The 24,817-nt window shown below is 71.1% G+C and carries 20 protein-coding genes; 9 read left to right on the top strand and 11 right to left on the bottom strand.

Annotation, left to right across the window (positions count from 1 at the left end):
• Window positions 1–76 precede the first annotated feature (76 nt).
• The 5 genes from MWN52_RS17450 to MWN52_RS17430 are packed head-to-tail and all read left to right on the top strand — an operon-like array spanning window position 77 to window position 5,740.
• On the top strand, window positions 77–1,354 hold the full coding sequence (locus tag MWN52_RS17450) for a sugar MFS transporter (protein WP_286575687.1): 1,278 nt from the start codon (window positions 77–79) through the stop codon (window positions 1,352–1,354).
• 41 nt (window positions 1,355–1,395) lie between these two features.
• Window positions 1,396–2,454, top strand: coding sequence for a LacI family DNA-binding transcriptional regulator (locus MWN52_RS17445; RefSeq protein ID WP_130521697.1), 1,059 nt, complete (start codon window positions 1,396–1,398; stop codon window positions 2,452–2,454).
• 4 nt (window positions 2,455–2,458) lie between these two features.
• Entirely contained in the window at window positions 2,459–3,502 is a 1,044-nt protein-coding gene (locus MWN52_RS17440; RefSeq protein WP_130521698.1) for an SIS domain-containing protein, read from the top strand.
• Entirely contained in the window at window positions 3,499–4,644 is a 1,146-nt protein-coding gene (gene nagA / locus MWN52_RS17435; RefSeq protein WP_286575686.1) for an N-acetylglucosamine-6-phosphate deacetylase, read from the top strand. The genes MWN52_RS17440 and nagA overlap by 4 nt, the downstream gene beginning before the upstream one ends.
• Window positions 4,645–4,660: 16 nt before the next feature.
• A complete protein-coding gene (locus tag MWN52_RS17430; RefSeq protein WP_286575685.1) occupies window positions 4,661–5,740 on the top strand; it encodes an acyltransferase family protein in 1,080 nt (359 codons plus the stop codon).
• Window positions 5,741–5,771: 31 nt separating this feature from the next.
• Here the strand turns inward: MWN52_RS17430 and MWN52_RS17425 are convergent, their stop codons facing one another.
• Entirely contained in the window at window positions 5,772–6,827 is a 1,056-nt protein-coding gene (locus tag MWN52_RS17425; protein ID WP_345783499.1) for a YeiH family protein, read from the bottom strand.
• A gap of 79 nt (window positions 6,828–6,906) precedes the next feature.
• On the opposite strand from MWN52_RS17425, the gene MWN52_RS17420 reads away from it, so the two are divergent.
• Both MWN52_RS17420 and MWN52_RS17415 read left to right on the top strand, forming a co-directional pair.
• On the top strand, window positions 6,907–7,815 hold the full coding sequence (locus tag MWN52_RS17420) for a LysR substrate-binding domain-containing protein (RefSeq protein ID WP_286575684.1): 909 nt from the start codon (window positions 6,907–6,909) through the stop codon (window positions 7,813–7,815).
• A gap of 65 nt (window positions 7,816–7,880) precedes the next feature.
• Window positions 7,881–8,384, top strand: coding sequence for a hypothetical protein (locus MWN52_RS17415; protein WP_286575683.1), 504 nt, complete (start codon window positions 7,881–7,883; stop codon window positions 8,382–8,384).
• A gap of 65 nt (window positions 8,385–8,449) precedes the next feature.
• Here the strand turns inward: MWN52_RS17415 and MWN52_RS17410 are convergent, their stop codons facing one another.
• The 6 genes from MWN52_RS17410 to MWN52_RS17385 form a co-directional block, all read right to left on the bottom strand.
• Entirely contained in the window at window positions 8,450–9,679 is a 1,230-nt protein-coding gene (locus MWN52_RS17410) for a multifunctional CCA addition/repair protein (protein ID WP_286575682.1), read from the bottom strand.
• A gap of 172 nt (window positions 9,680–9,851) precedes the next feature.
• The gene (locus MWN52_RS17405) at window positions 9,852–11,813 is read right to left on the bottom strand and encodes a transglycosylase SLT domain-containing protein (RefSeq protein WP_286575681.1); all 1,962 of its coding nucleotides are present in this window, start codon (window positions 11,811–11,813) and stop codon (window positions 9,852–9,854) included.
• Between the two features lie 239 nt (window positions 11,814–12,052).
• Window positions 12,053–12,793, bottom strand: coding sequence for an endonuclease/exonuclease/phosphatase family protein (locus MWN52_RS17400; RefSeq protein ID WP_130525215.1), 741 nt, complete (start codon window positions 12,791–12,793; stop codon window positions 12,053–12,055).
• Window positions 12,794–12,833: 40 nt separating this feature from the next.
• Entirely contained in the window at window positions 12,834–13,643 is an 810-nt protein-coding gene (locus MWN52_RS17395) for a thiol:disulfide interchange protein DsbA/DsbL (RefSeq protein ID WP_286575680.1), read from the bottom strand.
• A gap of 89 nt (window positions 13,644–13,732) precedes the next feature.
• Window positions 13,733–14,374: a thiol:disulfide interchange protein DsbA/DsbL gene (locus MWN52_RS17390; RefSeq protein ID WP_286575679.1), complete on the bottom strand. Its 642-nt coding sequence runs from the start codon at window positions 14,372–14,374 to the stop codon at window positions 13,733–13,735.
• Window positions 14,375–14,511: 137 nt separating this feature from the next.
• On the bottom strand, window positions 14,512–15,339 hold the full coding sequence (locus tag MWN52_RS17385; RefSeq protein WP_286575678.1) for a c-type cytochrome: 828 nt from the start codon (window positions 15,337–15,339) through the stop codon (window positions 14,512–14,514).
• 220 nt (window positions 15,340–15,559) lie between these two features.
• On the opposite strand from MWN52_RS17385, the gene yihA reads away from it, so the two are divergent.
• Entirely contained in the window at window positions 15,560–16,198 is a 639-nt protein-coding gene (gene yihA, locus MWN52_RS17380; RefSeq protein WP_131659162.1) for a ribosome biogenesis GTP-binding protein YihA/YsxC, read from the top strand.
• A gap of 528 nt (window positions 16,199–16,726) precedes the next feature.
• Here yihA and MWN52_RS17375 read toward each other — a convergent pair.
• From MWN52_RS17375 to MWN52_RS17365, 3 genes are all read right to left on the bottom strand, one after another.
• A complete protein-coding gene (locus MWN52_RS17375; RefSeq protein ID WP_286575677.1) occupies window positions 16,727–17,434 on the bottom strand; it encodes a VIT1/CCC1 transporter family protein in 708 nt (235 codons plus the stop codon).
• Between the two features lie 145 nt (window positions 17,435–17,579).
• The gene (locus tag MWN52_RS17370; protein WP_286575676.1) at window positions 17,580–17,795 is read right to left on the bottom strand and encodes a hypothetical protein; all 216 of its coding nucleotides are present in this window, start codon (window positions 17,793–17,795) and stop codon (window positions 17,580–17,582) included.
• Between the two features lie 112 nt (window positions 17,796–17,907).
• Entirely contained in the window at window positions 17,908–23,853 is a 5,946-nt protein-coding gene (locus MWN52_RS17365) for an autotransporter domain-containing protein (RefSeq protein ID WP_286575675.1), read from the bottom strand.
• A gap of 179 nt (window positions 23,854–24,032) precedes the next feature.
• Here MWN52_RS17365 and MWN52_RS17360 point away from each other — a divergent pair, with 179 nt between their 5' ends.
• A complete protein-coding gene (locus MWN52_RS17360) occupies window positions 24,033–24,590 on the top strand; it encodes an ECF-type sigma factor (RefSeq protein WP_286575674.1) in 558 nt (185 codons plus the stop codon).
• Here MWN52_RS17360 and MWN52_RS17355 read toward each other — a convergent pair.
• On the bottom strand, window positions 24,485–24,817 hold the full coding sequence (locus tag MWN52_RS17355; protein ID WP_286575673.1) for a hypothetical protein: 333 nt from the start codon (window positions 24,815–24,817) through the stop codon (window positions 24,485–24,487). The genes MWN52_RS17360 and MWN52_RS17355 overlap by 106 nt on opposite strands.

Genomic DNA, 24,817 nt, shown 5'->3' with positions numbered 1-24,817 from the left:
CCGGGCGTGTCCGGGGCGCGGCGGGTGTCAGCCACCCAGCACGCTCTCACCATCGAACCTTCGGAGTTGCGCGTCCATGTCGTCCGACCAGAGCAAACGCTTCGCCACCTCGCTGGCCATCACCGGCCTGCTGTTCTTCATCATGGGGTTCTTCACCTGGATCAACGGCCCGCTGATCACCTTCGTCAAGCTGGCCTTCGACCTGGATGAGGTCAAGGCGTTCCTGGTGGTGTTCGTCTTCTATATCTCCTACTTCCTGCTGGCGCTGCCGGCGGCGGCCGTGCTCAAGCTCACCGGCATGAAGAAGGGCCTGGCGCTGAGCCTGGGGCTGATGGCGGTGGGCGCGGCGATGTTCGGCCAGTTCTCCACCCATCGCTGGTACGCCGGCGCGCTGTCGGGACTGTTCGTGATCGGCGGCGGCCTGGCCATGCTGCAGACGGCGGTCAATCCCTACATCTCCATCCTGGGGCCGATCGAGACCGCCGCGCGCCGCATCGCGCTGATGGGCATCTGCAACAAGGTGGCCGGCATCCTGGCGCCGATCGTGATCGGCTCGCTGGTGCTGCACGGCGTGGGCGACATCGCCACCCAGGTGGCCGCCGCCGACCCTGACACCAAGGAGCAGCTGCTCGATGCGTTCGCCGCCAAGATCCACGGCCCGTACCTGGCCATGGCCGGTGTGCTGGTAGTGGTGGCGTTGGGCATCCTGTTCTCGCCGCTGCCCGAGCTGCGCGGCAGCGAGGCCAACGCCGAGGTCGCCGCCAGGAGCGGTGTGGCGCGCGGCAGCATCTTCCAGTTCCCGCATCTGCTGCTGGGCGTGCTGTGCCTGTTCTGCTATGTCGGCGTGGAAGTGCTGGCCGGCGATGCCATCGGCACCTACGGCAACGGCTTCGGCCTGCCGCTGGATGAGACCAAGTTCTTCACCTCCTTCACCCTGGGCGCGATGCTGCTGGGCTATCTGGCCGGGCTGGTGGCGATCCCGCGCCTGCTCTCGCAGCAGGCCTACCTGGCGATGTCGGCGGTATTGGGCGTGGTGTTCGCGCTGGGCGCGCTGCTGACCCACGGCTATGTGTCGGTGGGCTTCGTGGCCGCGCTGGGCTTCGCCAACGCGATGATGTGGCCGGCGATCTTCCCGCTGGCGATCAAGGGCCTGGGCCGCTTCACCGAGACCGGCTCGGCGCTGCTGGTGATGGGCATCGCCGGCGGCGCGGTGCTCTCGCAGGGCTTCGCCATCCTCAAGCAGCACGCCGATTTCCAGGTGGTGTTCGCGTGCCTGGCCGTGCCCTGCTATCTGTACATCCTGTTCTTCGCCGTGCGCGGCTACCGCGTCGGTCACGGCGCCGGATCGCGCTGAGCCCGCTGCCCCTTCTTCCGGACTGACGCAGGAGCCAGCACATGCGCCGACCCACCATCAAGGACGTCGCCGAGCGGGCCAAGGTCTCGCTCAAGACGGTCTCGCGCGTGATCAACAACGAACCTTCGGTCATGCAGGCCACGCGCCAGCGCGTGCTGCGCGCCATCGCCGAACTGGACTACGAGCCCGACCCGTCCGCGCGCAACCTGCGCAGCGGCACGCCGTTCGTGATCGGCCTGGTCTACGACAACCCCAATCCGTACCACATCATCGGCGTGCAGAACGGCGTGCTGGCGGCGTGCCGCGAGACCGGCTTCGGCCTGCAGATCCAGCCCTGCGATTCGACCTCGCCGCTGCTGGCCGAGGAGCTGGCCGAGTTCGTGCAGCGCTCGCGCCTGGCCGGGCTGGTGCTGACCGCGCCGATGTCCGAGCGGCCCGAGCTGATCGCCACGCTCACCGCGCGCGGCGTGCAGCTGGTGCGCATCATCGCCGCCACCGAAGACCCGGGCGAGGGCCCGCCGTGCGTCTACGTGGACGACCGCGACGCGGCCTACGAGATCACCGAGCATCTGATCCAGCTGGGCCACCAGCGCATCGGCTTCCTGATGGGCGGGCCGGCGCATCGCTCGTCCACCGAGCGCTACGCCGGCTACGAGCAGGCGCTGAAGGACTACGGCATCACTCTGGACAAGCATCTGGTGGTGCCGGGCGACTACACCTTCGACGACGGCTTCCGCGGCGCGCGCCGTCTGCTGGCGCTGCGCGAGCCGCCCACGGCGATCTTCGGTTCCAACGACGAGATCGCCGCCGGCGTGCTGGCCGCGGCCAAGTCGGCCGGCATGAACGTGCCCTACGACCTGTCCATCGCCGGCTTCGAGGACAGCCCGTTCTCCAAGCAGTCCTGGCCGGCGCTGACCACGGCCAAGCAGGCCACCGAGGACATCGCCAAGCACGCCGCGCGCCTGCTGATCGCGCGCCTGCGCCAGGACGCGTACGACGATTCCCCCATCGCCATGCACAACCAGGGCTTCACGCCGCAGCTGGTCGTGCGCGGTTCCACCGCTCCCATGCGCCCTTCGCGCGCCGAGTCCAAGACCTGATCCCATGACGTCCGACGTTTCGCTGCCGGCCCCGGCCGACACCTTGATGTACAACGAAGCCGCCTCCACCGCGCAGGTGGTCGCCGCCCAGTTCGCCCGCAATCACGCCACGGTGGTGGCGCTGGCGCAGTCGCTGCGGCAGAACCCGCCGCCGTTCGTGGCCACTTGCGCGCGCGGCAGCTCCGACCATGCCGCGACCTTCGGCAAGTACCTGTTCGAGACCCAGCTCGGCGTGGTCACGGCCTCGGCCTCGCCGTCGATCGGTTCGGTCTACGGCGCGCCGCTGCAGCTGGCCGGCGCGCTGTTCATCGTCATCTCCCAGTCCGGCAAGAGCCCGGACCTGCTGCGCAACGCCGAGGCGGCCAAGGCCGCCGGCGCGCGCGTGGTGGCGCTGGTCAACGTGGAGGACTCGCCGCTGGCGCAGCTGGCCGAGGTGGTGATCCCGCTGTGCGCCGGCCCGGAGAAGTCGGTCGCGGCGACCAAGAGCTATCTGGCCTCGCTGGCCGCGCTGCTGCAGCTGGCCGCGCACTGGTCGCAGGACGCGGCGCTGCTGGCCGCGCTCGACGCGCTGCCCGGCGCGCTGCGCCAGGCCTGGGACGCGGACTGGTCCAGCGTCACCGAGGGCCTGGTCGATGCGCACAACCTGTTCGTGCTCGGCCGCGGCCTGGGCCTGGCCGCGGCGCAGGAGGCGGCGCTGAAGTTCAAGGAGACCTGCGGTTTGCATGCCGAAGCCTACAGCTCGGCCGAGGTCAAGCACGGGCCGATGGCGCTGGTCGGGCCGGGCTTCCCGGTGCTGTGCTTCGCCCAGCCCGACGGCACCGAGGCCGGCATGCTGACGCTGGCCAGGGAGTTCCGTGCCCGCGGCGCGCAGGTGTGGGTGGCCGCCACGCACGACGGCGATCTGCCGCTGGTGGAGGTGCCGCATCCGGCGTGCGCGCCGCTGCTGACCATCCAGAGCTTCTACAAGGCGATCAACGCCCTGGCCCTGGCGCGCGGCCACAACCCGGACGTGCCGCCGCATCTGAACAAGGTCACCGAAACCGTATGAGCATCTTTGCCCTGGTCAACGCGCGGGTGTTCGCCGCGCAGGGCCTGATCGAGGACGGCGCCGTGGTGGTGCGCGACGGCCGCATCGCCGCGATCACCGACCGCGCCGGCGCCAAGGCCTTCACCGAGGATCTGCGCGATCTTGGCGGCACCTGGCTGGCGCCGGGCTTCATCGACATCCAGGTCAACGGCGGCGGCGGCGTGCTGTTCAACAACACGCCCACGGCCGAAGGCATCGACCGCATCGGCCGCGCGCATCGCAAGTACGGCACCACCGCCTTCCTGCCGACCCTGATCAGCGACCGCGCCGAGGTCATGGACACGGCCATCGCCGCCACGCGCCAGGCCATCGCCGGCGGCGTGGACGGCGTGCTCGGCATCCACCTGGAAGGGCCGTACCTGGCGCCGGCGCGCAAGGGCACCCACGACGCGCAGCAGTTCCGCGTGCCTGGCGACGAGGAGATCGCCATGGTCACCGCGCTGGACAACGGCCTGACCCTGATGACCGTGGCGCCGGAGGCCATCGGCCCCGAACGCATCGCCGCGCTCGTCGCGCGCGGGGCGATCGTGGTGGCCGGCCACACCGCGGCCAGCTACGAGCAGGTGCGCGCCGGACTGGACGCCGGCCTGCGCGGCTTCACCCATCTCTACAACGCGATGAGTCCGCTGCAGGGCCGCGAGCCCGGCGCGGTCGGCGCGGCGTTGGAAGACCCGCACAGCTGGTGCGGGATGATCGTCGATGGCGTGCACGTACACCCGGCCTCGCTGCGCGTGGCGCTGGCGGCCAAGCCGCGCGGCAAGCTGGTGCTGGTCACCGACGCCATGCCGATGGTCGGCGACCAGGGCCCCAGCTTCGACCTGTACGGCGAGACCATCACCGCCGTCGACGGCGTGGTGCGCAACGCCGCCGGCTCGCTGGCCGGTTCCGCGCTGGACATGGCCAGCGCGGTGCGCAACGCCGTGCACCTGCTCGGCCTGCCGCTGGAGGAGGCGCTGCGCATGGCGACGCTGTATCCGGCGCAGTTCCTGCGGCTGGAGCACGAGCGCGGCGCGATCGCCGAGGGCCTGCGCGCCGACCTGGTCGCGCTGGACGAGGACCTGCGCGTGGTCGAGACCTGGATTGGCGGGAAGCCCTCGCTCTGAGCGACACTGCAGCGCCATGAACGCCCCCGCCACCCGCCGTTTCGCCTCGGTCGACGCCCTGCGCGGACTGACGGTGGCCTTGATGCTGCTGGTCAACGACCCGGGCGACTGGGCGCATGTGTACGCGCCGCTGCTGCACTCGGAGTGGAGCGGCTGCACGCCGACCGATCTGGTGTTCCCGTTCTTCCTGTTCATCGTCGGCGTGTCGATCGCGCTGGGGATCGTGCCGCGCATCGAGGCCGGCGCCGATCCCGCACCGATCCGCCGCAGCATCGCGGTGCGCGCGCTGCGCATCATCGGCATCGGCCTGGCGATCAACCTGCTGGCGTGGTGGCTGCTGGACAAGCCGCACTTCCGCCCGTGGGGCGTGCTGCAGCGGATCGGGATCTGCTTCTTGGTGGTCGGCTGGCTGGCCACCCTGCCCAGGTCGCGCGCCTGGCTGGGCTTGCTGGCCGCGGGGCTGCTGCTGGGCTACTGGGCGCTGCTGGCCTTCGGCGGCGGCTATGCGCCGTGGACCAATCTGGCCAGCCGCGTGGATACCGCCCTGCTGGGGCCACTGGTGTACGAGCTCGATCCGGCCACCGGCCGCGGCCACGACCCCGAAGGCCTGCTGTCCACGCTGCCGTCCCTCGTCACCACCCTGCTGGGCCTGCACGCCGGCGGCTGGCTGCGCCGCGGCCGCGCCCATCGCCTGCTGCCCGGCGCCCTGGCCGGGCTGATGGTCGGCTGGCTGTGGTCGGCCGTGCTGCCCTGGAACAAGAACCTGTGGACGCCCTCCTTCGTGCTGTGGACGGCGGGCTGGGCGATGGCCGTGCTGTGGCTGTTCCATCAGCTCATCGATCGCCACGGCTGGCCGGCGCTGGGCCGGTCGCTGGGCATCAACGCGATCACGGTCTACGCGGGCTCTGCGCTGATGTTCCTGCTGCTGTATGCGGTGGGGGCGTGGGAGGCGATCTACCGGATCGGGTTCGCGGGCTGGATGACGCCGAAGTTCGGGCCGTATGCGCCATCGCTGGCCTTCGGCCTGGTGTTCACCGGGCTGTGGTGGGGCATTGCGAAGGCGATGGAGCGGAAGGGGATCGTGATCAAGGTGTAGCGGCTGTGCGCTTGTCGCCGATCGGCGGCCGCTATCCCAGCAGCAACATCGCTGCGCGATTGAGCGCATAGCCGCCGATCACCAGCAGTCCCCACAACACCGCCGCCAGCAGCAGCGGCCTGGCGCCGGCCTGCCGGATCGCCCCCCACTGCGTGCGCAGCCCCAGCGCCGCCATCGCCATGGCCAGCAGCAGCGTGTCCAGGCCGTTGGCCACCGCGACCACGGACGGCGACAGCAGCTGCAGCGAGTTGAAGCCGGCCATCGCCACGAAGCCCAGTGCGAACCACGGAATGGTCAGCGGTATCGCCTCGGCATCGGCGCGTGCCTGGCCACGGCGCAGCCACGCGCCCAGCGCCAGCAGGAAGGGCGCCAGCAGCATCACCCGCAGCATCTTCTCGATCACCGCCGCGTTCGCCGCGGCGTCGCCGACGGCGCGGCCGGCCACCACCACCTGGGCGACCTCGTGGATGGTCGAGCCGGCGTAGAGCCCGTACGCGTGTGCGTCCAGCGGCAGATACGGCGCCAGCTGCGGATACACGAACATGCTCAGCGTGCCGAACACCACCACCGTGGCCACCGCGACCGACACCTTGTGCGCCGGCGCCTTGAGCACCGGCTCGGTGGCCAGCACCGCGGCCGCGCCGCAGATCGCGCTGCCGGCGCCGATCAGCATGGCGCTCTGGCGATCCAGCTTGAGCACGCGCGTGCCCAACCACGTCGCGGTGCCGAACACGCCGGCCACCACCGCCACATCGATCGCCAGCCCGGCCAGGCCCACGCCCAGCAGGTCCTGGAAGGTCACGCGCAGGCCGTAGAGCACAATCCCGGCGCGCAGCAGCGTGCCCTTGGCCAGATCCACGCCGGCGCCTGTCTGCGCGGCCATGGCCGGGAACACGCTGTTGCCCAGCACGATGCCGAGCACGATCGCCAGCGTCAGCGCGCCCAGCCCGGCGTGCTGCGTCCACGGCAGCTGCGCCAGGCCGATGCCCGCCAGCGCGATGCCCAGCGCCAGCAGCAGGCCCGGCCAGGGGCCGGGCCGCGTGCCGAGCGTGAGCGAATGCGGATGCGGGAACGTGGAACCGGACATGACGCGTCAATGGCCTTGAAGGATGCGCCATGCTCGGCTCAAGGCTAGGATGCGTCCAATACATCATTCTCCGATTTTCATGAATTCAACTCATGGCTTGAACCTGCACCTGCTGCGCGTCTTCGCTGCGGTGGTGGAACACGACGGCTTCTCGCGCGCGGCCGAGGCGCTGTTCGTCAGTCAGTCGGCCGTGTCCAAGGCGCTGCGCGAGCTGGAGCATCAGCTCGACCTGCCGTTGATCGACCGCTCCGGCGGCCGCGGCGTGCGCCTGACCGAGAGCGGCCAGGCCCTGTATCGCCACGCGCGCGGCATCTTCGCGCTGGAGCGCGCGGCGCTGGAGGAAGTGCGCGAGCGCGTGGGGCTGCGGCGCGGCGGCCTGCGCATCGGCGCCAGCACCACGGTGGCGGCGTACTGGCTGGCCGAGGCGTTCGCGCGACATGCCGCGCGCCATCCGCAGCTGGACAGCGCGCTGGTGGTCGGCAACACCGGCGAGGTCGCCGAGGCGCTGATCGATTGCCGCATCGACGCGGGCTTCGTCGAAGGCCCGCCGCACGACGAACGCATCCTGGCCACGCGCTGGCGCGATGAGCCGCTGCAGGCGGTGGTCGCCACCGCCTCGACGCTGGGCGCGCAGCGCCGGGCCAGCGCCCGGCAGCTGGGCGCGCAGCGCTGGCTGGTGCGCGAGGCCGGCTCGGGCACGCGCGAGGTCGCCCAGTCACTGCTGGCCGCACGCGGCATCGTGCCGGCGCGCACGCTGGAGATCGGCGGCAACGAGGCCATCGCCCGCGCGGTGGCCGCCGGCGACGGCGTGGCGATCCTGCCGGCCGCGGTCGTCGCCGATCTCATCGCGGTCGGGCGCCTGCGCGCGCTGGCGCTGCCGCCCGGTCCAGCGCTGCAGCGTCCGCTCTATCGCCTGGAGCTGGCCAACCGTCCGCGCTCGCCGGCGCTGGCGGCGTTCCTGGCGGCCATGGAGCGGCGGGAAACTTGAGCGGCGCGGCCGTCTCGGCCAAGCTTGGAAGGCATGGACGCCATGGGCGAAGAAGGACCTCCGCGATGCCGATCAACACAGGTCGATTCCTCCTGCTCGCCGCAGGCCTCGCGGCGCTGCTGTCCGCCTGCGGCGGCGGCGCCCCCGAGCAGTTCCTGACGCTGAAGCTGGAAGGCAAGCCGTTGCGCTTCGACAAGCATCTGGGCGCCAACGATCCGCCGTCCGAGCCGACGGTGCACTTCGTGACGGTCGGCGGACACCTGGAAGACGATCCGTCCTCGCCCGGCTTCATGTTCCAGCTCGTGGCGCCGGAGGTGAAGCCCGGGACCTATCGCAGCGGCGTCGATCAGCTCTATGCGTCGTACTACGTCCAGACGCCCAACGGGACCACGACCTACACCGGCGATGCCATGGACGGCGCCAGCTTCGTGATGACCGTGACGGCCATGGATGCCGATGGGGTGCAAGGCACCTTCTCCGGTCGGCTGCGGCTGACCGGCGGCGGCGAGCAGGGACCGTTTCTCCAGGTCGAGGACGGCCGCTTCTCCGCGCGCTACAACGGCCATTGAGCCTGCCGTCCGCGCCCGTCGGGCCGCGACGAGCGTGGGACGGCGCCTAGTCGCACGTGCAGGGCTCAGCCGGCCGTCGAACGCGCGGCGCCGATCGCCGCGATGCGCGCCTTGCGCACGGCCTCGCCGATCTGCAGGCCTTTGAGGCCCTCGGTGGCCACATCGCGCGCGCTCACCGCGCAGGCCGCCGCATGCAGGCGCTTGAGCGTTTCGCCCTGCGGATAGGCGTCCTCGGCACTGCCGGCGCGTCCGCGCTTGTCGCATTCGCAGACCAGCGCCAGCTGGGCGATGCGCGCGGGCTTGCGGAAGCCGTCGCAGCGCGCCAGCAGATCGTGCACGGTGGCATCGCGCAGCTCATCGATGCGGTGCACGTTGAGATGCTCGCGGCAGGCCATCACCGCCAGCTCGCGATGTTCGGTCGGCACCTTCAGCCGCGCCGACAGCGCCAGCAGCGGCTTGATGCCGGCCTGCTCGTGACCGATGTGGCGCGGCAGCACGTCGGCCGGTGTCAGCGCCTTGCCCAGGTCGTGGGTCAGCGCGGCGTAGCCGATCACCTCATCGCCCGGCGCCAGTCGCGCGGCCATGTCGCTGACCAGTTCCTGGTGCACGCCGGTATCCACCTCGGGATGGAACTCGGCGCGCTGCGGCACGCCGTACAGCGCGTCCAGTTCCGGCAGCACATGCGCCAGCGCGCCGGCGTCATGCAGCGTGCGCAGGAAGGCGCTGGGGCGCGGCGAGGCCAGCGCCTTGCGCAGCTCCTGCCAGACGCGCTCGGGCACCAGCGCGTCCAGCTCGCCGCTGTCGGCCACCTGCCGCATCAGCGCCAGCGTCTCGGGCGCGACGCGGAAGCCCAGCGGCGCCAGGCGCGCCATGAAGCGTGCCGCGCGCAGCACGCGCAGGGGGTCTTCGACGAAGGCCGGGCCGACGTGACGCAGCACGCGTGCCTCGATGTCGTCCACGCCGTGATAAGGATCGACCAGGGCGCCGTCGGCATCGCGCGCGATCGCGTTGAGGGTGAAGTCGCGCCGGCCCAGGTCTTCCTCCAGCGTCACGCCCGGGTCGGCGTCGACCACGAAGCCGCGATAGCCGCGTCCGGACTTGCGCTCGGTCCGCGCCAGCGCGTACTCCTCCTGCGTGTCCGGATGCAGGAATACCGGGAAATCGCGCCCCACCGCGCGGAAGCCCTGCGCCTCCATCTGCGCCTGCGTGGCGCCGACCACGACCCAGTCGCGATCGCCCGGCGGAAGGCCAAGCAGGGCATCGCGGACCGCGCCGCCGACGAGATAGGTCTTCATGGGGCTAGGAACGAGTGAAGAGGAACGAGAAACGAGTGGGGCGCCAGCTTAGCGTGATCGCTGCGCACGTTAGCGCAGCGCCTTCGCTCGCAGAAAGATCAAGTAGCAAGCCCGCCTTGCACACCCTTACTCGTTTCTCGTTCCTCTCCACTCGTTTCTCTTCTTTCTCCGCTCACTCCTGCTCATCCGCTCCGGCCTGCGCCCCGCACGCGAAGCGCTTGCGCTTGCCGTCCAGCCGGCCCTGCATGCGTTCGTCCAGCGACAGCGCGTCGCCGCCCAGGCGCCAGTCGTAGATCACGCTGAAGGCCAGCACGCGGGCCACGTACTCGCGGGTTTCCTTGTAGCTGATCGTTTCGATCCAGATGTCAGGGTCGAAGCCGGGCCGCTGCGACTGCCAGCGCGCGGTCGGCGTCGGGCCCGCGTTGTAGGCGGCGATGGTGACGTAGGGCGTGCCGTACTTGCCCAGCAGCTCGCGCAGGTAAGCCGCGCCGATGGCGATGTTGGTGTCGGCGTCGTACAGGCTCTGCGCGCCGCCGTAGGCGATGCCGTTGCGCCGCGCCACCTCGGCGGCGGTGCCCGGCACCACCTGCATCAGGCCCAGGGCGTTGGCCGGCGAGCGGGCGTTGGGATTGAACACGCTCTCGGCGCGAATCTCGGCGGCCACCCAGGCCGGATCGATCGCATTGCGCTGGGACTGGGTGCGGATGGTGGCGTGGTGGTGCAGCGGGAAGCGCAGGCGGTAGAGCTGCATTTCCTCCGGCTTCTTGCCCAGGGCGAACACCGCGCGGTCGAACCAGCCGTTGCGCTGCGCCACTTCCACCGCGATGCGCCGTTGATCGTCGTTGAAGCGGCTCAGCGCGTCGTTCCATTCGGCGGTGGCCCAGGCGGCGCGGTCGAGCTTCCACAGCTCCATCGCGCGCACCAGCGCAGGGTCGCGCGCCACGGCCGCCTGCGCCTGCGCACTGTCGCGCGGCTCGCGCGGGCACAGCGCATAGGGCTGGTCGAGCACGTCGGCGGCCAGGAAGCCGTGGAAGGTGCTGGTGCGGGCGGCATGCGCGTACAGCGCCCTGGCCGCGCCGGGCTGGCCGGTCTTGTCGAGCATGCGCGCCTCGAACCACTGCCAGCGCGCATCGCCGCGCTGCCCGGCCGGCATGGCGCGGATGGCCTGCAGCGCCGCGGGCCAGTCGCCGCGGGCCATGGCCTCGCGCGCCTGCCATTCGTGCAGGCGTTCGTCGTAGGCGGCGGCAGGCACGGCGGCCAGGCGGCGCGCCGAGTCGGGCAGGTAGGAGGCCACCGTCCACAGCGCGATCTGGTAGAGCACCTGGCCGCGCTGGGTCTCGCTCAGTCCCAGGGCCTGCACGTACTGCGGCAGCAGGCCTTCGGCCGCGTCGGGGTCCTTGCGCGCGAGCAGTTCCAGGCCGTCGGTGGCCATGGCGCGGGCGCGGTCGGACGGCTCCCAGGCCAGGCCCTGGGAGCCCGGCGCATCGAGGAAGCTCGCATAGGCCAGCACCTGGCTGCGCGCGCCGGCGCTCATGCCGTTGGCGGCCGCGCGCATCACGCCCGTCTGGCCCGCGGCCGCCGCCGCGTCGATGCGCTCCCAGCGCAGCGCATCGCTGAGCTGGCCCTGCGTGGCCAGCGCGGAGAACACCGGGTCGCAGCCGTCGGGCAGGGACTTGCTGGCCCCGCGCCACAGGGCCTGGGCCTCGCTCACCCAGGCCGCATCGGTGCGGCCCTGCACCCACAGCGCCTGCAGCCGCGCGCAGCGCAGGCCGGGGTTGTCGGTGGGCTGCCAGTTGGCCAGCAGCGTGGGCCAGTCCTTGCGTCGCGCCAGTGACGGCAGCCAGGCGCTGCGCAGGGCGTTGGCCACGGGCTGGCCGCTGTAGCGGCGCAGGAAGTCCTGCGCGCGCGCGGGGTCGAGCGTGTCGATGTCGCGCTTGAGCTGGGCGAACTCGACCCAGCCGCGCACCGGGCTGTCGGCCAGGGCCGGGTTGGTCAGCGCATCGCTGGGTTGGCCGCGGTCGGCCGCCTCCAGCGCGGCGCGGACCAGCGGGCGCTGCGCATCCAGGTCCTGCGCGGCGGCGGGCGCGCAGAGGCACAGCGAGGTAACGGCCAACAGCAGGAGCGATCGCATCATGCGCGCGATGATAAGCAGGCGTGCATGAATCGGATTTCCGCGGTGGGTGTGGGTTTGGAAGGAGCGCCAACGGCGCCTCCCCACCTGTAGAGCGGAGCTTGCTCCGCTGCGGCCTTCTCCACACACCGAACGAAGCGCAGCCGAGCTTGCTCCGATGGGGCTTTCCCGATGATCTGGCCCAAGAGCAGCGGAGCAAGCTCCGCTCTACAGGTGGGCCGCCCGGGGGATATTCAGAAGCCCTACTGTCGCAGCGCCTGCGCGGGGACGTCGATGTCCAGCGCCAGCGCCAAGTGGTCGGAGAACGCCGCCGGCACGGCCCGCGCATTGGCATGGGCCAGCTGGTCGGTGACCAGGATGTGGTCGATCGCGCGCGCCGGCTTCCAGCTGGGGAAGGTCGGCACACAGAAGCTCGGTGGACGCAGATGCGTGCGTTCGTACAGCAGGTCCATTTCCGGCACCGTCGGCACGCAGTTGAAGTCGCCCATCAGCACCGCATGCGGATGCGGGGCCAGCAGCTCGGCGATATAGCCCAGCTGCTGGCGGCGCGAGCCGTTGCCCAGCGACAGATGCGCCACCGCCACCACCAGGCCTTCCTCGCCGCTGCCGAAATGCGCCAGCAGCACGCCGCGCCCGGCGATGCGCCCGGGCAGCGGATGCATGGCCACCTTGACCGGCTCGAGCCGGCTCAGCAGCCCGTTGGCGCTGCCGGCCACGCGCGCCACGTTGCGGTTGGGCTGGTGGCTCCAGTACTGAAAGCCGGCGCGCTGGGCCAGGTAGTGGGTCTGGTTGGTGAAGCCGGAGCGCAGACTGCCCGGATCGGCCTCCTGCAGCCCGACGATGTCATGGCCGCCGGCCAGGTCGGCGATGGCGTCCAGGCTGCTGCGCTTGGCGCCCACCGGCAGCGCGTGCGACCAGCTGCGGGTGAAGTAATCGCTGTAGCGGCGGGTGCTGGAGCCGGCCTGGATGTTGGCGCTCAACATCCGCAGCCGGCGTGCATCGGGGGACACTTCGGTCATCGGCTTACTTGGCGGCCTGGCGCTCTTTGGCGATCAGGTGGTCGGTGATGCGCAGCATGTCGGCCATCGAGCGGCCCTTGACCAGGTACTTGCCGCCCACGATCAGCGCCGGCGTGCCGGGGATCTGCGCGCGCATCAGGAACTGGTTGGCCTTGCTCAGCTTGCCGGCCACCGCGAAGCTGGCCATGGCCTGCTTGAACTGGTCGGCGGTGACGCCGTACTGGGTGTACCACTGGGCCACCTTGTCCGCGTCGAAAGGCTCGCCTTCGCCCGGCAGCGCGTGGTCGATGTGGATCGCCTTGAACATCGCGTCGTGGCTCCTCTTCTCGATGCCCAGCGCCTGCGCGGCGTAGTAGACCTTGGCGTACTCGCGGAAGTCCGGACGGAACTGCGCCGGCACGTAGACCACCTTCACGTCGGCCGGCTGCTTGGCCTTCCACTGGTTGAAGCCGGGCTCGAACTGCGCGCACGCCGGGCAGATGTAGTTGAAGCCTTCGACCACCTCGATCTTGCCGTCGGCGGGCTCGAAGGGCTGGCCGTCGGCGATCACCGAGTAGTCGGTACCTTCCACCGGCGCCGGGCCCTGCGGCGGCACGATCGGATTGTTGTTGGGCGCATCGGGGGCGGCGGCCTCGGCCGGCGCGCTGGCGGCGGGGGCGCTGGTGTCGGTCGCAGCCGGGGCGGCTGGCGCGGAGGCGGCCGGGGCGGAAGCGGCGGGCGTGCTCGCGGCGGTCGCCGCGGAGGCGTCCTCCTTGGAACAGGCGGCCAGCACGGGCAACAGGGCCACCAGGGCCAGGGCGAAACGGGTCTTCATGGTCGGTGCGACTCCATAGCAGCAGGCGAAGAAGCGGGCGGGCGCGCGGGGCATGGTGCCGCCGCGCACGTAAAGAAGGGATGTGCGCGTTACTTGGCGGCGGCCAGTTCGCGCTTGATCAGGAAGTCGGCGACCTTCAGCACGTCGTCCGGGTCGACCGTGGTGATGCGGTACTTGCCGTTGATCACCAGGGTCGGCGTGCCGCGGATGCCGCTGGCCATGCCGAAGGCGCGCGCCTTCTCCAGTTGCGCGGCGACCTGCGGCGATTCCATGGCCGCGGCGAACTTGTCCGGGTCGGGCCCGAAGCGCGCGTAGAACCCGGCGATCTCCTGGTCGCTGGCGTTCTGGATCGGCAGCTCATGGCTGTCGTGCAGGGCCTTGAACACCGCCGCGTGGCTCTGCTTGAGCACGCCCAGCTGCTGGGCGGCGTAGAACGCCTTGGCATAGGGGATCCAGTAGCCGCCGAACGCCGCCGGCACCGAGGTCACCCGCACGCTGGCCGGTTGCCGCTTCTGCCAAGCCTCGAACTGCGGCTCGAAATGCGCGCAATGGATGCAGACGTAGCCGAACACCTCGACCACCTCGACCTTCTGCTGGCCTGTGAGCGGGGCGAAGGGCTGGCCGTCGGCGATGACGTCGTAGTCCTCGCCCTCCACCGGGGCGTTGGAGGAGGCGCAGGCCGTGAGCGGCAACAGGGCGAGCAGGGCGAGGGCGAACAGGCGCAGCTTCATGCGGCAGAGCTCCTTCCGGTGGCGGAGTGGGGGAGGGGATTGTCCGGCAAAACGCACGACGCCGGCCATACATGGCCGGCGTCGTGGTGTGACGGGGGCGACAGCAGGGGCCGTCGGCGCGATGCGCCGCTAGGACCTCAGGACTGCCCGGTTGGTTCCGCAGGCGCGGCGGGCGCCGGCGCCGAGGCGCTGGCCGAGGGCGCCGCGGCCGCATCGGCGGCGCTCTCGTGCAGGCCCTGGATGTAGCTGCCCAGCGACTGGATCTCCTGATCGGTCAGCGGCTTGGCGACCTGGGCCATGATCTGGAAGTGAGCCGGATCCTTGTAGGCGGTCGTGCCGGCCTGGTACTCCTGCAGGCGCCGCACCACGTACTCCTGCGGCTGGCCGCCCACATGCGGATACGGCGGGCCCGGGTTGCCGGCGCCGCTGGGCCCGTGACAGGCCATGCAGGCCGGGATGCCGCGCGCGGCGTCGCCGCCACGGAACAGCTGCTCGCCGACCTGGTAGAACTTCAGCCCCTTGTACGGGCCCTCGGTGATCGGGGTGTCGTCGGCCACGCCCGCGCCGGCCTTCTGCGTGGCGAAGTAGGCGCCGACATCGCGCATGTCCTGCGGGCTCAGGCTCTGGGCGAAGGGGATCATCACCGCGGCCATGCCGCTGGTGCGCTGGCCGGTGGCGAACAGCGCCAGCTGCTGGGCGATGTAGCCCTCGCTCTGGCCGGCCAGGCGCGGATAGATCGGCGCGGCCGGGTTGCCGTCGGCGCCATGGCAGGCCGCGCAGGTGCCGGCCTTGCTCTGGCCGGCCTTGGCATCGCCCCAGTGGGTCTTGGTCAGGTCGATCTCCAGCGGCTGGGCCTGCACCGGGGTGTTGTCCGGCAGCGGCGTCACGCTGGTCTGCGCGTAGGCGGCGGCCGCGACGGCGACGATGGCAAGGCTGGACAGTCCCAAGACACGAGCGTGGCGCATAGCTGGAGCTCCGTGATTCCCAATGGTTCGCGCACCGCAAGGCCCGGGGCCGCGCGAAGCCGGCCGATTATCGTCATGGCCCGCTCGGACGGTCAATGCGAGTGCGCGTCCGGTGCGCGCAGTGCGCCAATTGCGCGCAGATGCCGGGCAGATGTGCGGAAAAGATGGCGCGCTGCAACATGGCTGCCGTGCCGCGCGACGGCCGTGCGATCCTATGCCCATGGCCGTCTCCAACTATCTCAACGCCGCGCGCTACCTGCTGTCCGCGCACAACGCCCGCCAGCTGCCTGCCGACGACGGACTGGAGGTGGCCTTCGCCGGGCGTTCCAATGCCGGCAAGTCCAGCGCCCTCAACGCCCTGGCCGGCCACAACGCGCTGGCGCGGGTCTCCAAGACGCCGGGCCGGACCCAGCAGCTGGTGTTCTTCGAGGTCAGGCCGCAGCGCTGCCTGGTCGACCTGCCCGGCTACGGCTACGCCAAGGTGCCGATGGACCTGCAGGCGCACTGGCAGGCCTTCATCGACCAGTACTTCGCCACCCGCCAGTCCCTGCGCGGGCTGGTGGTGGTGATGGACATCCGCCATCCGCTCAAGGACTACGACCGGCAGATGCTGGGCTATGCCGTCCAGCGCAGCCTGCCGGCGCATGTGCTGCTGACCAAGGGCGACAAGCTCGGCCGCGGCCAGCAGTCGCAGACCCTGGCCGCGGTGCGCAAGGAGCTGTCCTCGGCGTTCGGCGACAGCGTCGGGGTGCAGGTGTTCTCGTCCGAGTCCAAACAGGGCGTGGACCAGGCCCGCACCGTGGTGCAGACCTGGCTGGACCTGATGCCGGCGGCCGCGCCGGCCGTCGCGGCCGAGTAAGCGTCGCGGCGGGGATCCCTTTCCGTTCGCGCTCTCGCGGCTTTCCGTTCGCACTGTCGCGGCCGATCAGCGCCGCGACAAACCTCCTACCATCGTTCCCGCGCACGCGGGAACCCATGGACGTTGCTCGACCTGCACGGAAGTCCCTGGATCCCCGCGTTCGCGGGGATGACGAGATTTGAGTTCATCGCGCGCAGCGGAATCGGCTTTCAGGGAGCAGGTGGGTTCAAAGCTCACGCCGCACCCAGTAGCAAACCTCCCTACCGTCGTCCCCGCGTGCGCGGGAACCCATGGACGTCGCTCGACCTGCACGGACGTCCCTGGATCCCCGCGTTCGCGGGGATGACGAGTTTTGAGTTCATCGCGCGGGGACCGATTGGCTTTTGACAAGCAGGTGGATCCAAGGCGCGCGCCGCACCCAGTAGCAAACCTCCCTACCGTCGTTCCCGCGAAAGCGGGAACCCTTGGACGTTCAAGCGCCAAACCAGGGCACTGGATTCCCGCTTTGGTGGGAGCGACGGGTGATGGTCAGCCGCTCAACCCTGACGGCGACACATCGAACGCACGCCCCACCAGATCCGCCGCCGCCATCGCCAGCGCGCCCCAGAAGGTGACCCGCAGCGCCCCGCGCAGCGTCGGCGCGCCGCCTGCGCGCGCGGCTAGCGCGCCGGATGCCAGCAGCGCCAGCAGCGTGGCCACGATCACCGCCAGCCGCGCCTGCGCCGGGAACAGCAACGCCGCCAGCAGTGGCAGCACCGCGCCGGTGGAGAACGCCGCCGCCGAGGCCAGCGCCGCCTGCACCGGCCGCGCGCGCAGGGCCTCGGTGATGCCCAGCTCGTCGCGGGCGTGCGCGGCCAGGGCATCGTGCGCGGTCAGCTGTTCGGCCACCTGACGCGCGAGCGCAGGCTTCAGGCCGCGCTGTTCATAGATGCCGGCCAGCTCGATCAGCTCGTTGTGCGGGTCTTCGGCCAGCTCGCGCTTCTCCAGTCTGAGGTCCGCGCGCTCGGTATCGGCCTGCGAGCTGACCGACACGTATTCGCCGGCCGCCATCGACATCGCTCCGGCCACCAGCCCGGCCACGCCGGTGGCGACCAGCACGCCCTGGCCCGCGCCGCTGGCCGCCACGCCGACCATCAGCCCGGCGACGGAGACGATGCCGTCGTTGGCGCCGAGCACGGCGGCGCGCAGCCAGCCGGTGCGGTTGCTGCGGTGGACTTCGGCGTGGAACTTGCGCATGGGCGATGACCGGCGATCGGGAGGCCACAGCCTAGCCAACCATGACCGCCCGGCGCGAACTGCGAGGCCTGGCGCGAATGCGATGCGCTCGCGCCCGGCCGCCCCGATCGCGTGTAACGCTCTGCGTGCGGATCGGTGGATCCGCTCAGAACTGACGCGCCTCGGTGGCGAAATAGCCGCCGACCGACTCGTAGCTGATGGAGGCGCTGGCATTGAACAGGGTCGCCAGCGTCTGGCATTCGGTCGCGCTCAGGAAGACCTGCGTGCTCGCGCGCGAGCCGACCAGGGTGTAGTACATCCAGTAGGTCTTGTCGGCCGGTTTGAAGCCGAAGCTGTAGTGGTCCACTTTCTGCCACGCCATGACGCAGGTTCCTTGGTTGATGGGATGGGGTCTTGCCTGGGCGCCGATCCGGGCGCGCTTCGCTCCGGATCGGCGCCACAGCGCATCGCGCTTTTGAAATGCGCGATGCGCGCTAGAAGCGCCAGGTGTAGCGCAGGCTGGCCTGGTGCGCGGCCGCGCCGCCGCCACTGGTCGCCGCATACGCCAGCGACAGCTCGCTGTCGCGCCCCAGCGCATAGTCCACGGCGAAGCGTCCGATCACCGCGTCGCGCCCCGTGCGCGGGGCCAGGACCTGGAAACGCGCGCCGCCGTCGAACTGCGCCTCCATGGACGACACCGCATCGCCGCCGAAGCGGTGGCGCAGGCCCAGTCGCGCGTCGACGCGCAGGCGCTGATCGGCCGAGGGCACGTTCAGGACCAGCCAGGCCCCGGCGGTGTCGGTCTTGCTGGTGCCGCTGGCCACGTGCAAGGCGGCGCTGCCCCCGTGTTCGTCGAAGGCATCGGTGCGGGCCTGGGCATGCGCCAGTTCCAGCTGCGCCCCCAGCACCGGCGTCAACGCCACCTTGGCGCTGGCGAAGCCCTGCCACAGCTGTGCGTCGTAGCCGGCGCGCAGGCGCTGGCTCTCCAGGCCCTCGATGTAGACCGCGCGCCGGCTGTCCAGCCGGTAGTCGGAGTAGGTCACGCCCGCGCGCAGCTCGAAGCGACCGGTCTGCACGCCGCCATGCACGCCCAGATGCAGCCCGCGCGCATCCATCGAGGAGGCGCGTGCGTCGCTGCGCAGGCTGCCGTCGCTGTAGCCGGCCAGCGCGCCGAGGACGCCGTGCTCGCCCAGTTCCAGATCGGCGCCGAACGCCAGGCCCTGGTGGTCTTCCTTGACCTGCGCCGCGTTGCCGTCGCCGTTCAGATGGCCCCAGGCCCCCAGCGCCTGCGCCCAGACGCCGCTGCCGTCGGTGCGGCGCTCGTCCAGCGCCTGGCGCAGTTCGGCCGACTGCAGCAGCAGGCTGGCGCGCGTATCGGCGTGGATTTCGCCGGACAGCGCGTCGAAGGCGGCCCGCGCCCTGTCCTGGTCGGGCAGGCTGGCCACCGCCTCGTACAAGGCCCCGCTGCCGACGCTTTCCACGCCGCCGCCTGCGCCGCACTGGTTGTCGGTGGCTGCGACCTCGCAGAACGCCACCGCGTTGCGCGCCACCTGCAGCAGGACATCGTTGGCGCCGTAACGCAGCGACAGGTCGACGAAGGGCAGATCCTGGGTGAGTGCGTCGAAGCGTCCGCTCACGCCGCCGGCGGCGGTGAGGATGTCGAAGGACGCGCCCGGCAGGTAAGTGCCCGCGGCCTTGCTCACCGCCACCGTACCGCCCTGCAGCGTCGCGGTGCCGGACACCGCGATGCGGTCGCTGGCGCCGCTGGGGTCGATCTCCACCGCATAGGTCGAGCCGGCCTGCTGCACGTAGTCGCCGTTGACGCTCAGCGTGCCGATGGAATTGCCCGGCGCGATGGTCGCACCGGCCTGCACGGTGGTGGCGCCGACGCTGCCGTTGCCCTGCAGGCGCGCACCGGAGCCGACCGCCAGCGTGCCGCCCAGGCGACCATCGACCGCCAGCGTGCCGCTGCGCACCTGGGTAGCGCCGCTGAAGGCAGACGAGTCGCCTGTCAGCCGCAGCAGCCCGTTGCCGGCCTGCGCCAGCGTTCCGGCACCGCTGATCGCGCCGGCGAAACTCACCGCGTCGCTGCGATTGAAGGCCAGCGTGCCGGCGTTGGCGACGTTGCCGGCGATCGTGCCGGCCGTACCGCCATTGCCCACCTGCAGCGTCGCGCCGGACTGCACGGCCAATGCGCCGCCCAGCGCGCCATCGACTTCCAGTGTGCCGCTGCGCACCTGGCTGGTGCCGCTGAAGGCGGACGAGTCGCCCGTCAGCCGCAGCAGCCCGCTGCCGGCCTGCGCCAGCGTGCCGGCACCGCTGATCGCGCCGGCGAAACTCACCGCGTCGCTGCGATTGAAGGCCAGCGTGCCGGCGTTGGCGACGTTGCCGGCGATTGTGCCCGCCGTGCCGCCATTGCCCACCTGCAGCGTCGCGCCGGACTGCACGGCCAATGCGCCGCCCAGCGCGCCGTCCACTTCCAGCGTGCCGGCGCGCACCTGGGTGGTGCCGCTGAAGGCGGACGAGTCGCCCGTCAGCCGCAGCAGCCCGCCGCCGGCCTGCGCCAGCGTGCCGGCGCCGCTGATCGCGCCGGCGAAGTCCACCGCGTCGCTGCGATCGAAGACCAGTGTCCCGGCGTTACGCACGTCGCCGACGATCGCACCGGTGGTGCCTCCGTCGCCGATCTGCAGGGTGCCGTTGCGCACGACGGTGCCGTGTTGCCAGCTGCCGTTGCCGGTCAGCACCAGTGTGCCCAGGTCGTCCTTCACCAGCGTGGAATCGCCGCCGATGTCGCTGGCGATGGTGGCGCTAGAGGCCGCGCCCCCCGCGCTGCCGTCGCCCACCCTCACGACCACTTCCCCGTCGGAGAATTGCTCCAGGTACAAGCGCGCGCCCTGCAGCATCCAGCCGCTGCCGACCAACTGCAGGCCGGCGGCGTACACGGTTTCACCCAGCGTCACCGTGCCCGGCGTGCCCTGGAACACCGCGAACAGTTCGTTCCACGTGCGTGGGTCGGTGCCCGCCGGGTTGGTCCAGTTGGTGACGCCGCTGACCCAGGTTCCGCTGCCGCCATGCACCTGGCCATCGGGGACCGTGGTGGTGCCGTTCCAGAAGCTCACGGTCTGGTCGTCGCCGCCGCTGACCACCAGGTTCACCTGCTTGTCGACGGAGGTCTGCAGCGCACCGCTGGTGCCATTGGGTAGCGCCCCCACGTCCAGGCCGTTGTCCGTCAGGGTGCCGCCGTAGTCGAACAGCCGGTACACGCCCTGGCCGAACAGGCCGGCATCGGTGACCTGCAGGGCGCCATCCAGCGTCAGGTTGCCGCCCACGGCGAACAGCGCCTGGCTGTCCGGCGCGTACAGCGACGCCCGCACCACCGCGGTATCCCCCAGCAGCAGATCGCCATCGATGCGCAGCGTCGGCTCGCCCTGCACGCCCGACAGCGTGCCGCCGGCATTCACCGCCGCACTGCCGGACAGGCGGCCGTCGCCGCTCAGGATGCCGGTGCCGGAGACCAGGGCATTGCCGCCGAGCAGCGCATGCACGTTGAGCTCGCCGCCGGTGACGACGGCGGTCCCACCGAAGTCCGGGCTGTCCTGGCTCAGCGAGGTGTAGCCGGCCAGCACGTCCACCCTGTCCACCTGGGAGAGGGACAGGTCGTAGCTCTTGATGTCGGTGTGATTGAACACCACGCGCCCGCCGTGGACCGTGGTGCGGGTGTCGAGTCGGCCGCTGGTCTCGGGACCGTCCTCGATGGTGCCGCCCAGATAAAGGATGCCGTCGTCGCTCTGGTTGAGCACATCATCTGATGCGTGCAGCGCGCCGCCGGTGACCTGCAGGATGCCCTCGTTGCTGAAGCCGCCGGGCAGGCGCAGGTAGCTGTTGTCGAACAGCTTGATCAGGCCCAGATTGCGCAGGGTGCCGGGGAAGGAAAAGACGCCCTGCCCCTGCAGCAAGAGCCCGCCCCGATTGACGACCTGGCCGGAGCCGCGGACCAGGTCGGGGACGTTCAGCGACAGATTGACCCAGTTCTCCAGCGTCGCGCCAGCGGCCACAGTGAACGTCCCCCCGAAGGTGGTGCCGCCCCCGCTGCCCAACTGCAGCGTGCCGGCTTCCACCCGCGTGTCACCCGTCCAACTGCGGCTGCCGGTGAGCACCAGCCGGCCCAGGTCGGTCTTGACCAGGGTGGCGTTGCCGGTCAGCGGCACCCCGATGTGCGCCGTCCAGGCCGCGCCGGCCGCGGTGCCGTCGCCCACCCGGACCACCACATCCCCGCCCCGACCATCCAGCGTCAGCTGCCCGTCGCCGGATACCCACCACTCCCCGTCCATGAACTGCATCCCGGTGGTCTTCACCTCACCGTCGTCGCCGCTCACGGCGACGACCCCCGGGTTGGCCTGGAAGACCGCGGCACGCCCGTTCCACGCCCGCGACTCGGTCCCGTTCGCGTTGGTCCAGTTGGTGCGCGTGCCGGCGCTCCAGGTGCCGTAGCCGCCGACCACCGTGCCGGTGGGCGAGAGCGTGTTGCCGTTCCAGAAGCTGAGCGAGGTGTCGCCGCCGGCCGGGGTCACCACCAGATTCACCTGGTGGGCGATGCTGTTCTGGACCTGGCTGGCCAGGTTGCTGGGCAGGCCGTACACGTCCAGGCCGTTGTCGGTCAGCGCGCCGCCGTAGTCGATCAGACGGTACACGCCGGCGCCCATGTCCTGCGTCGCGTTCAGCGCCAGGCCGCCGTCGAGGATCAGGTCGCCGCCCACGGTGAGCCGCGCCTGCGCGGCGGGCAGGTCGTTCGGTGCGCCGAGGATGGCGTTGAGGCGGCTGTTCGCGCCCAGCCGCAGCGCACCGCCGATATGGAACTGGCTGTCGCTGCCCCAGCCGAGCTGCAAGGCGCCGTCCTGCGCATCCACATCGCCCGCGACCGTGCCGGAACCGCCCAGATGACCGCCATTGGTCAGCGTGACCGCGCCTCCCAGCACGCCGTCTTGCACCCAGAGGAAGCTGCCGCCGCCGTCCACCCGCGCGCTGCCGCCGAAGGCGGAATTGTCGCCACGCAGGGTCAGATCGCCGTTATTGACCTCCAGCGCCTGCATCTGTGCCAGCCGCAGGTCGGGGTCGAAGGAGGCGTTGACCACCAGGGTGCCGCCCTGCAGCGTGGTGGCCGCCAGCGTGCCGGCGCTGTTGCCCTGAAGAGCGTCGATCTCATCGCCGATCACCACGCGCCCGGTCGCCGACTGCCGGAACACCGCCGTGCCATCGCCGGCCTGGAGGGTGCCGCCGTTGCGCAGCTGCACCGTGCCGTCGTTGACGAAGGTGTCCGGGAGCTGCAGGCCGCCGGTATCGATCTCGACGCGGCCGCGATTGGTCAGCGCGGCATCGAAGGCCGTGGTGCCGGGGATGGTCTTGCGGATCGTGCCGTCGTTGGTCACCGGCCCGCCGCCGAGCAGATCGCCGTTGGACACACCGATCAGCCCGCCCGTTGCGACATGGATGGACCCCAGGCCGGGCAGGTCGGTGACGCCGACCAGGTGTAGCGTCGCGCCGTTGCCGACCTCCAGGTTCGCCACGATGTTGGCGCCGTTGGTGTAGAGCGTGGTGCCCTCCAGCGTCCAGCCGCCCGCCAGCGTGGCCGAACTTCCCAGCGTGGCACTGCCGTCGATGAGCATCGCGTTGTTGCCCCAGAATACGCCGCCGTCGAAACTCAGGTTGGCATTGGTGGCCGTGGTGGTGCCGCTGAAGGTCGCACCGTTGGCGAAGGAGACGATGCCCCGCCAGACACCGGTATCGATCACGCCGCCGTCGTTGAATTCCGGCCCGCCCTGGCTGTCGCCGTCGAACTGCAGGGTGCCGGCCAGCACCCGCACCGTGCCGCTGTTGACGAAGTGGACCCCGCCGATATGCGCCGTGCCGGTGCCGGCGCTCTTCAGCAGCTCACCCTGATTGTCGAACTGACCGCCGCTGGTGCTGTTGTCGCCGGTGATCGACACGTCGCCCTGCAGGTCGTAGGTGCCCTGGTTGGTCAGCACGCTGCCGGTGCTGCCGAACAGCAGGTTGCCGGCGGCGTGCGCGACGGTGGCGCCGGTGCCGATCAGCAGGTCCTGTCGTCCGTCGCAGTTGGGTCCGTTGGGCGCGCAGCCCAGCAGCTTGTCGGCGCCGCTGGTCAGCGTGAGCAGATCGCCCGCGGCCAGGGTGGAGGGCGCCACGCTGCTGGAGGTAGTGGGGTCGCTCAAGGTGGTGTACCAGCCCGAGGCCCAGGTGTAGTCCGTGGCCGCAGCCGGGCCCGCCAGTCCGGCCAGGCTCAGCGCCACCAGGGACGCCAGCCGCGCGCGCCGCACGCTGGCGCCCCCCGCCGTCGCGCCGGTCCCGTGGCGGCAGGCCAGCTCGGAGGCCACCTGTGGCACGCCCAGGGCGCGGTTGAAGACAAGCCGGTAGACGCGGTTCATGCGGTAGCCCCAGATGCAAGGAAGGAGTTCGAACCCTGCTATGCGCAGGACGGGGCCCGGACAGGACATCGGCGGCGCCGCGCGCCGCTGTAGCGCCGCTGCGCGGCGGCTTATGAGAGGATGCGGCCGGGACGATCCGCGCCGCCAAGGCCGGACATGGGGCACAAGCGAGGACAGGCATGGGGACCGACACGGTGCCGGTGACCGAACTGCTGCAACGCGCGCGGCAAGGCGATGCGGCCGCGGCCGGTGCGGCGTTCGCCAGTGTGTATTCCGAACTCAAGCGCGTCGCGCATGCGCAGCTGCGGCGCGAGCGCGGCGGCGTGGATACGACCATGCTGGTGCATGAGGCCTATCTGAAACTGGCCGGCGGCGCGGTGGTCTCGGCCAACGATCGAAGCCACCTGCTGGCGATCTCCGCCCGCGCCATGCGCCAGGTGCTGGTGGACCAGGCGCGCTCGGTCCACGCCGACAAGCGCGGCGGCGGACAGGCGCCGGTGACGCTGACCGCACGCCTGGGCTCGGGCGAGCGCGCGATCGTGGAAGTGCTGGCGCTGGACGAGCTGTTGGGCGCGCTGCATGACGCCGATGCGCGCGCCGCGCAGATCGTCGAACTGCGCTACTTCGGCGGCTATGAGGAGACCGAGATCGCGCAGATGCTGGACATCAGCGTGCGCACGGTGCGCCGCGACTGGCGCGCGGCCCGCGCCTTCCTGCTGGCGGAGCTGGAGAAGTGAACGAGGCCGAACGTCGCCGGCGTGCGTTGGCGGCGTTCCGCGACGTCGTCGACCTGCCCGTCGACCAGCGCGCGGCCTGGCTGGAGCAGCACTGCGCGCACGATGCGCAGCTCATCGCGCAGGTGCTGGCCCTGCTTGCCGCCGACGACCGTGAAGGCGAGCCCTTCGACGGCGATGCCCGCATCTGGGGCCAGGCGCTGCACGTGAGCGAGGAGCACGAAGCGCAC

The organism is Pseudoxanthomonas winnipegensis (genome assembly GCF_030322905.1).
Lineage (GTDB): Bacteria > Pseudomonadota > Gammaproteobacteria > Xanthomonadales > Xanthomonadaceae > Pseudoxanthomonas_A > Pseudoxanthomonas_A winnipegensis.
The sequence above is the reverse complement of the archived record's forward strand: the minus strand, read 5'-3'. Positions and strand labels throughout refer to the sequence as shown.

What these genes read in the sequence shown, in the direction of transcription:
- MWN52_RS17410 (WP_286575682.1), bottom strand. Translation starts at nt 9,679, where the DNA reads ATGAAGACCTATCTCGTCGGCGGCGCGGTCCGCGATGCCCTGCTTGGC.
- nagA (WP_286575686.1), top strand. Translation starts at nt 3,499, where the DNA reads ATGAGCATCTTTGCCCTGGTCAACGCGCGGGTGTTCGCCGCGCAGGGC.
- MWN52_RS17415 (WP_286575683.1), top strand. Translation starts at nt 7,881, where the DNA reads ATGCCGATCAACACAGGTCGATTCCTCCTGCTCGCCGCAGGCCTCGCG.
- MWN52_RS17450 (WP_286575687.1), top strand. Translation starts at nt 77, where the DNA reads ATGTCGTCCGACCAGAGCAAACGCTTCGCCACCTCGCTGGCCATCACC.
- MWN52_RS17420 (WP_286575684.1), top strand. Translation starts at nt 6,907, where the DNA reads ATGAATTCAACTCATGGCTTGAACCTGCACCTGCTGCGCGTCTTCGCT.
- MWN52_RS17425 (WP_345783499.1), bottom strand. Translation starts at nt 6,827, where the DNA reads ATGTCCGGTTCCACGTTCCCGCATCCGCATTCGCTCACGCTCGGCACG.
- MWN52_RS17375 (WP_286575677.1), bottom strand. Translation starts at nt 17,434, where the DNA reads ATGCGCAAGTTCCACGCCGAAGTCCACCGCAGCAACCGCACCGGCTGG.
- MWN52_RS17390 (WP_286575679.1), bottom strand. Translation starts at nt 14,374, where the DNA reads ATGAAGCTGCGCCTGTTCGCCCTCGCCCTGCTCGCCCTGTTGCCGCTC.
- MWN52_RS17370 (WP_286575676.1), bottom strand. Translation starts at nt 17,795, where the DNA reads ATGGCGTGGCAGAAAGTGGACCACTACAGCTTCGGCTTCAAACCGGCC.
- MWN52_RS17365 (WP_286575675.1), bottom strand. Translation starts at nt 23,853, where the DNA reads ATGAACCGCGTCTACCGGCTTGTCTTCAACCGCGCCCTGGGCGTGCCA.
- MWN52_RS17445 (WP_130521697.1), top strand. Translation starts at nt 1,396, where the DNA reads ATGCGCCGACCCACCATCAAGGACGTCGCCGAGCGGGCCAAGGTCTCG.
- MWN52_RS17430 (WP_286575685.1), top strand. Translation starts at nt 4,661, where the DNA reads ATGAACGCCCCCGCCACCCGCCGTTTCGCCTCGGTCGACGCCCTGCGC.
- MWN52_RS17395 (WP_286575680.1), bottom strand. Translation starts at nt 13,643, where the DNA reads ATGAAGACCCGTTTCGCCCTGGCCCTGGTGGCCCTGTTGCCCGTGCTG.
- MWN52_RS17440 (WP_130521698.1), top strand. Translation starts at nt 2,459, where the DNA reads ATGACGTCCGACGTTTCGCTGCCGGCCCCGGCCGACACCTTGATGTAC.
- MWN52_RS17360 (WP_286575674.1), top strand. Translation starts at nt 24,033, where the DNA reads ATGGGGACCGACACGGTGCCGGTGACCGAACTGCTGCAACGCGCGCGG.
- MWN52_RS17405 (WP_286575681.1), bottom strand. Translation starts at nt 11,813, where the DNA reads ATGATGCGATCGCTCCTGCTGTTGGCCGTTACCTCGCTGTGCCTCTGC.
- yihA (WP_131659162.1), top strand. Translation starts at nt 15,560, where the DNA reads ATGGCCGTCTCCAACTATCTCAACGCCGCGCGCTACCTGCTGTCCGCG.
- MWN52_RS17385 (WP_286575678.1), bottom strand. Translation starts at nt 15,339, where the DNA reads ATGCGCCACGCTCGTGTCTTGGGACTGTCCAGCCTTGCCATCGTCGCC.
- MWN52_RS17400 (WP_130525215.1), bottom strand. Translation starts at nt 12,793, where the DNA reads ATGTTGAGCGCCAACATCCAGGCCGGCTCCAGCACCCGCCGCTACAGC.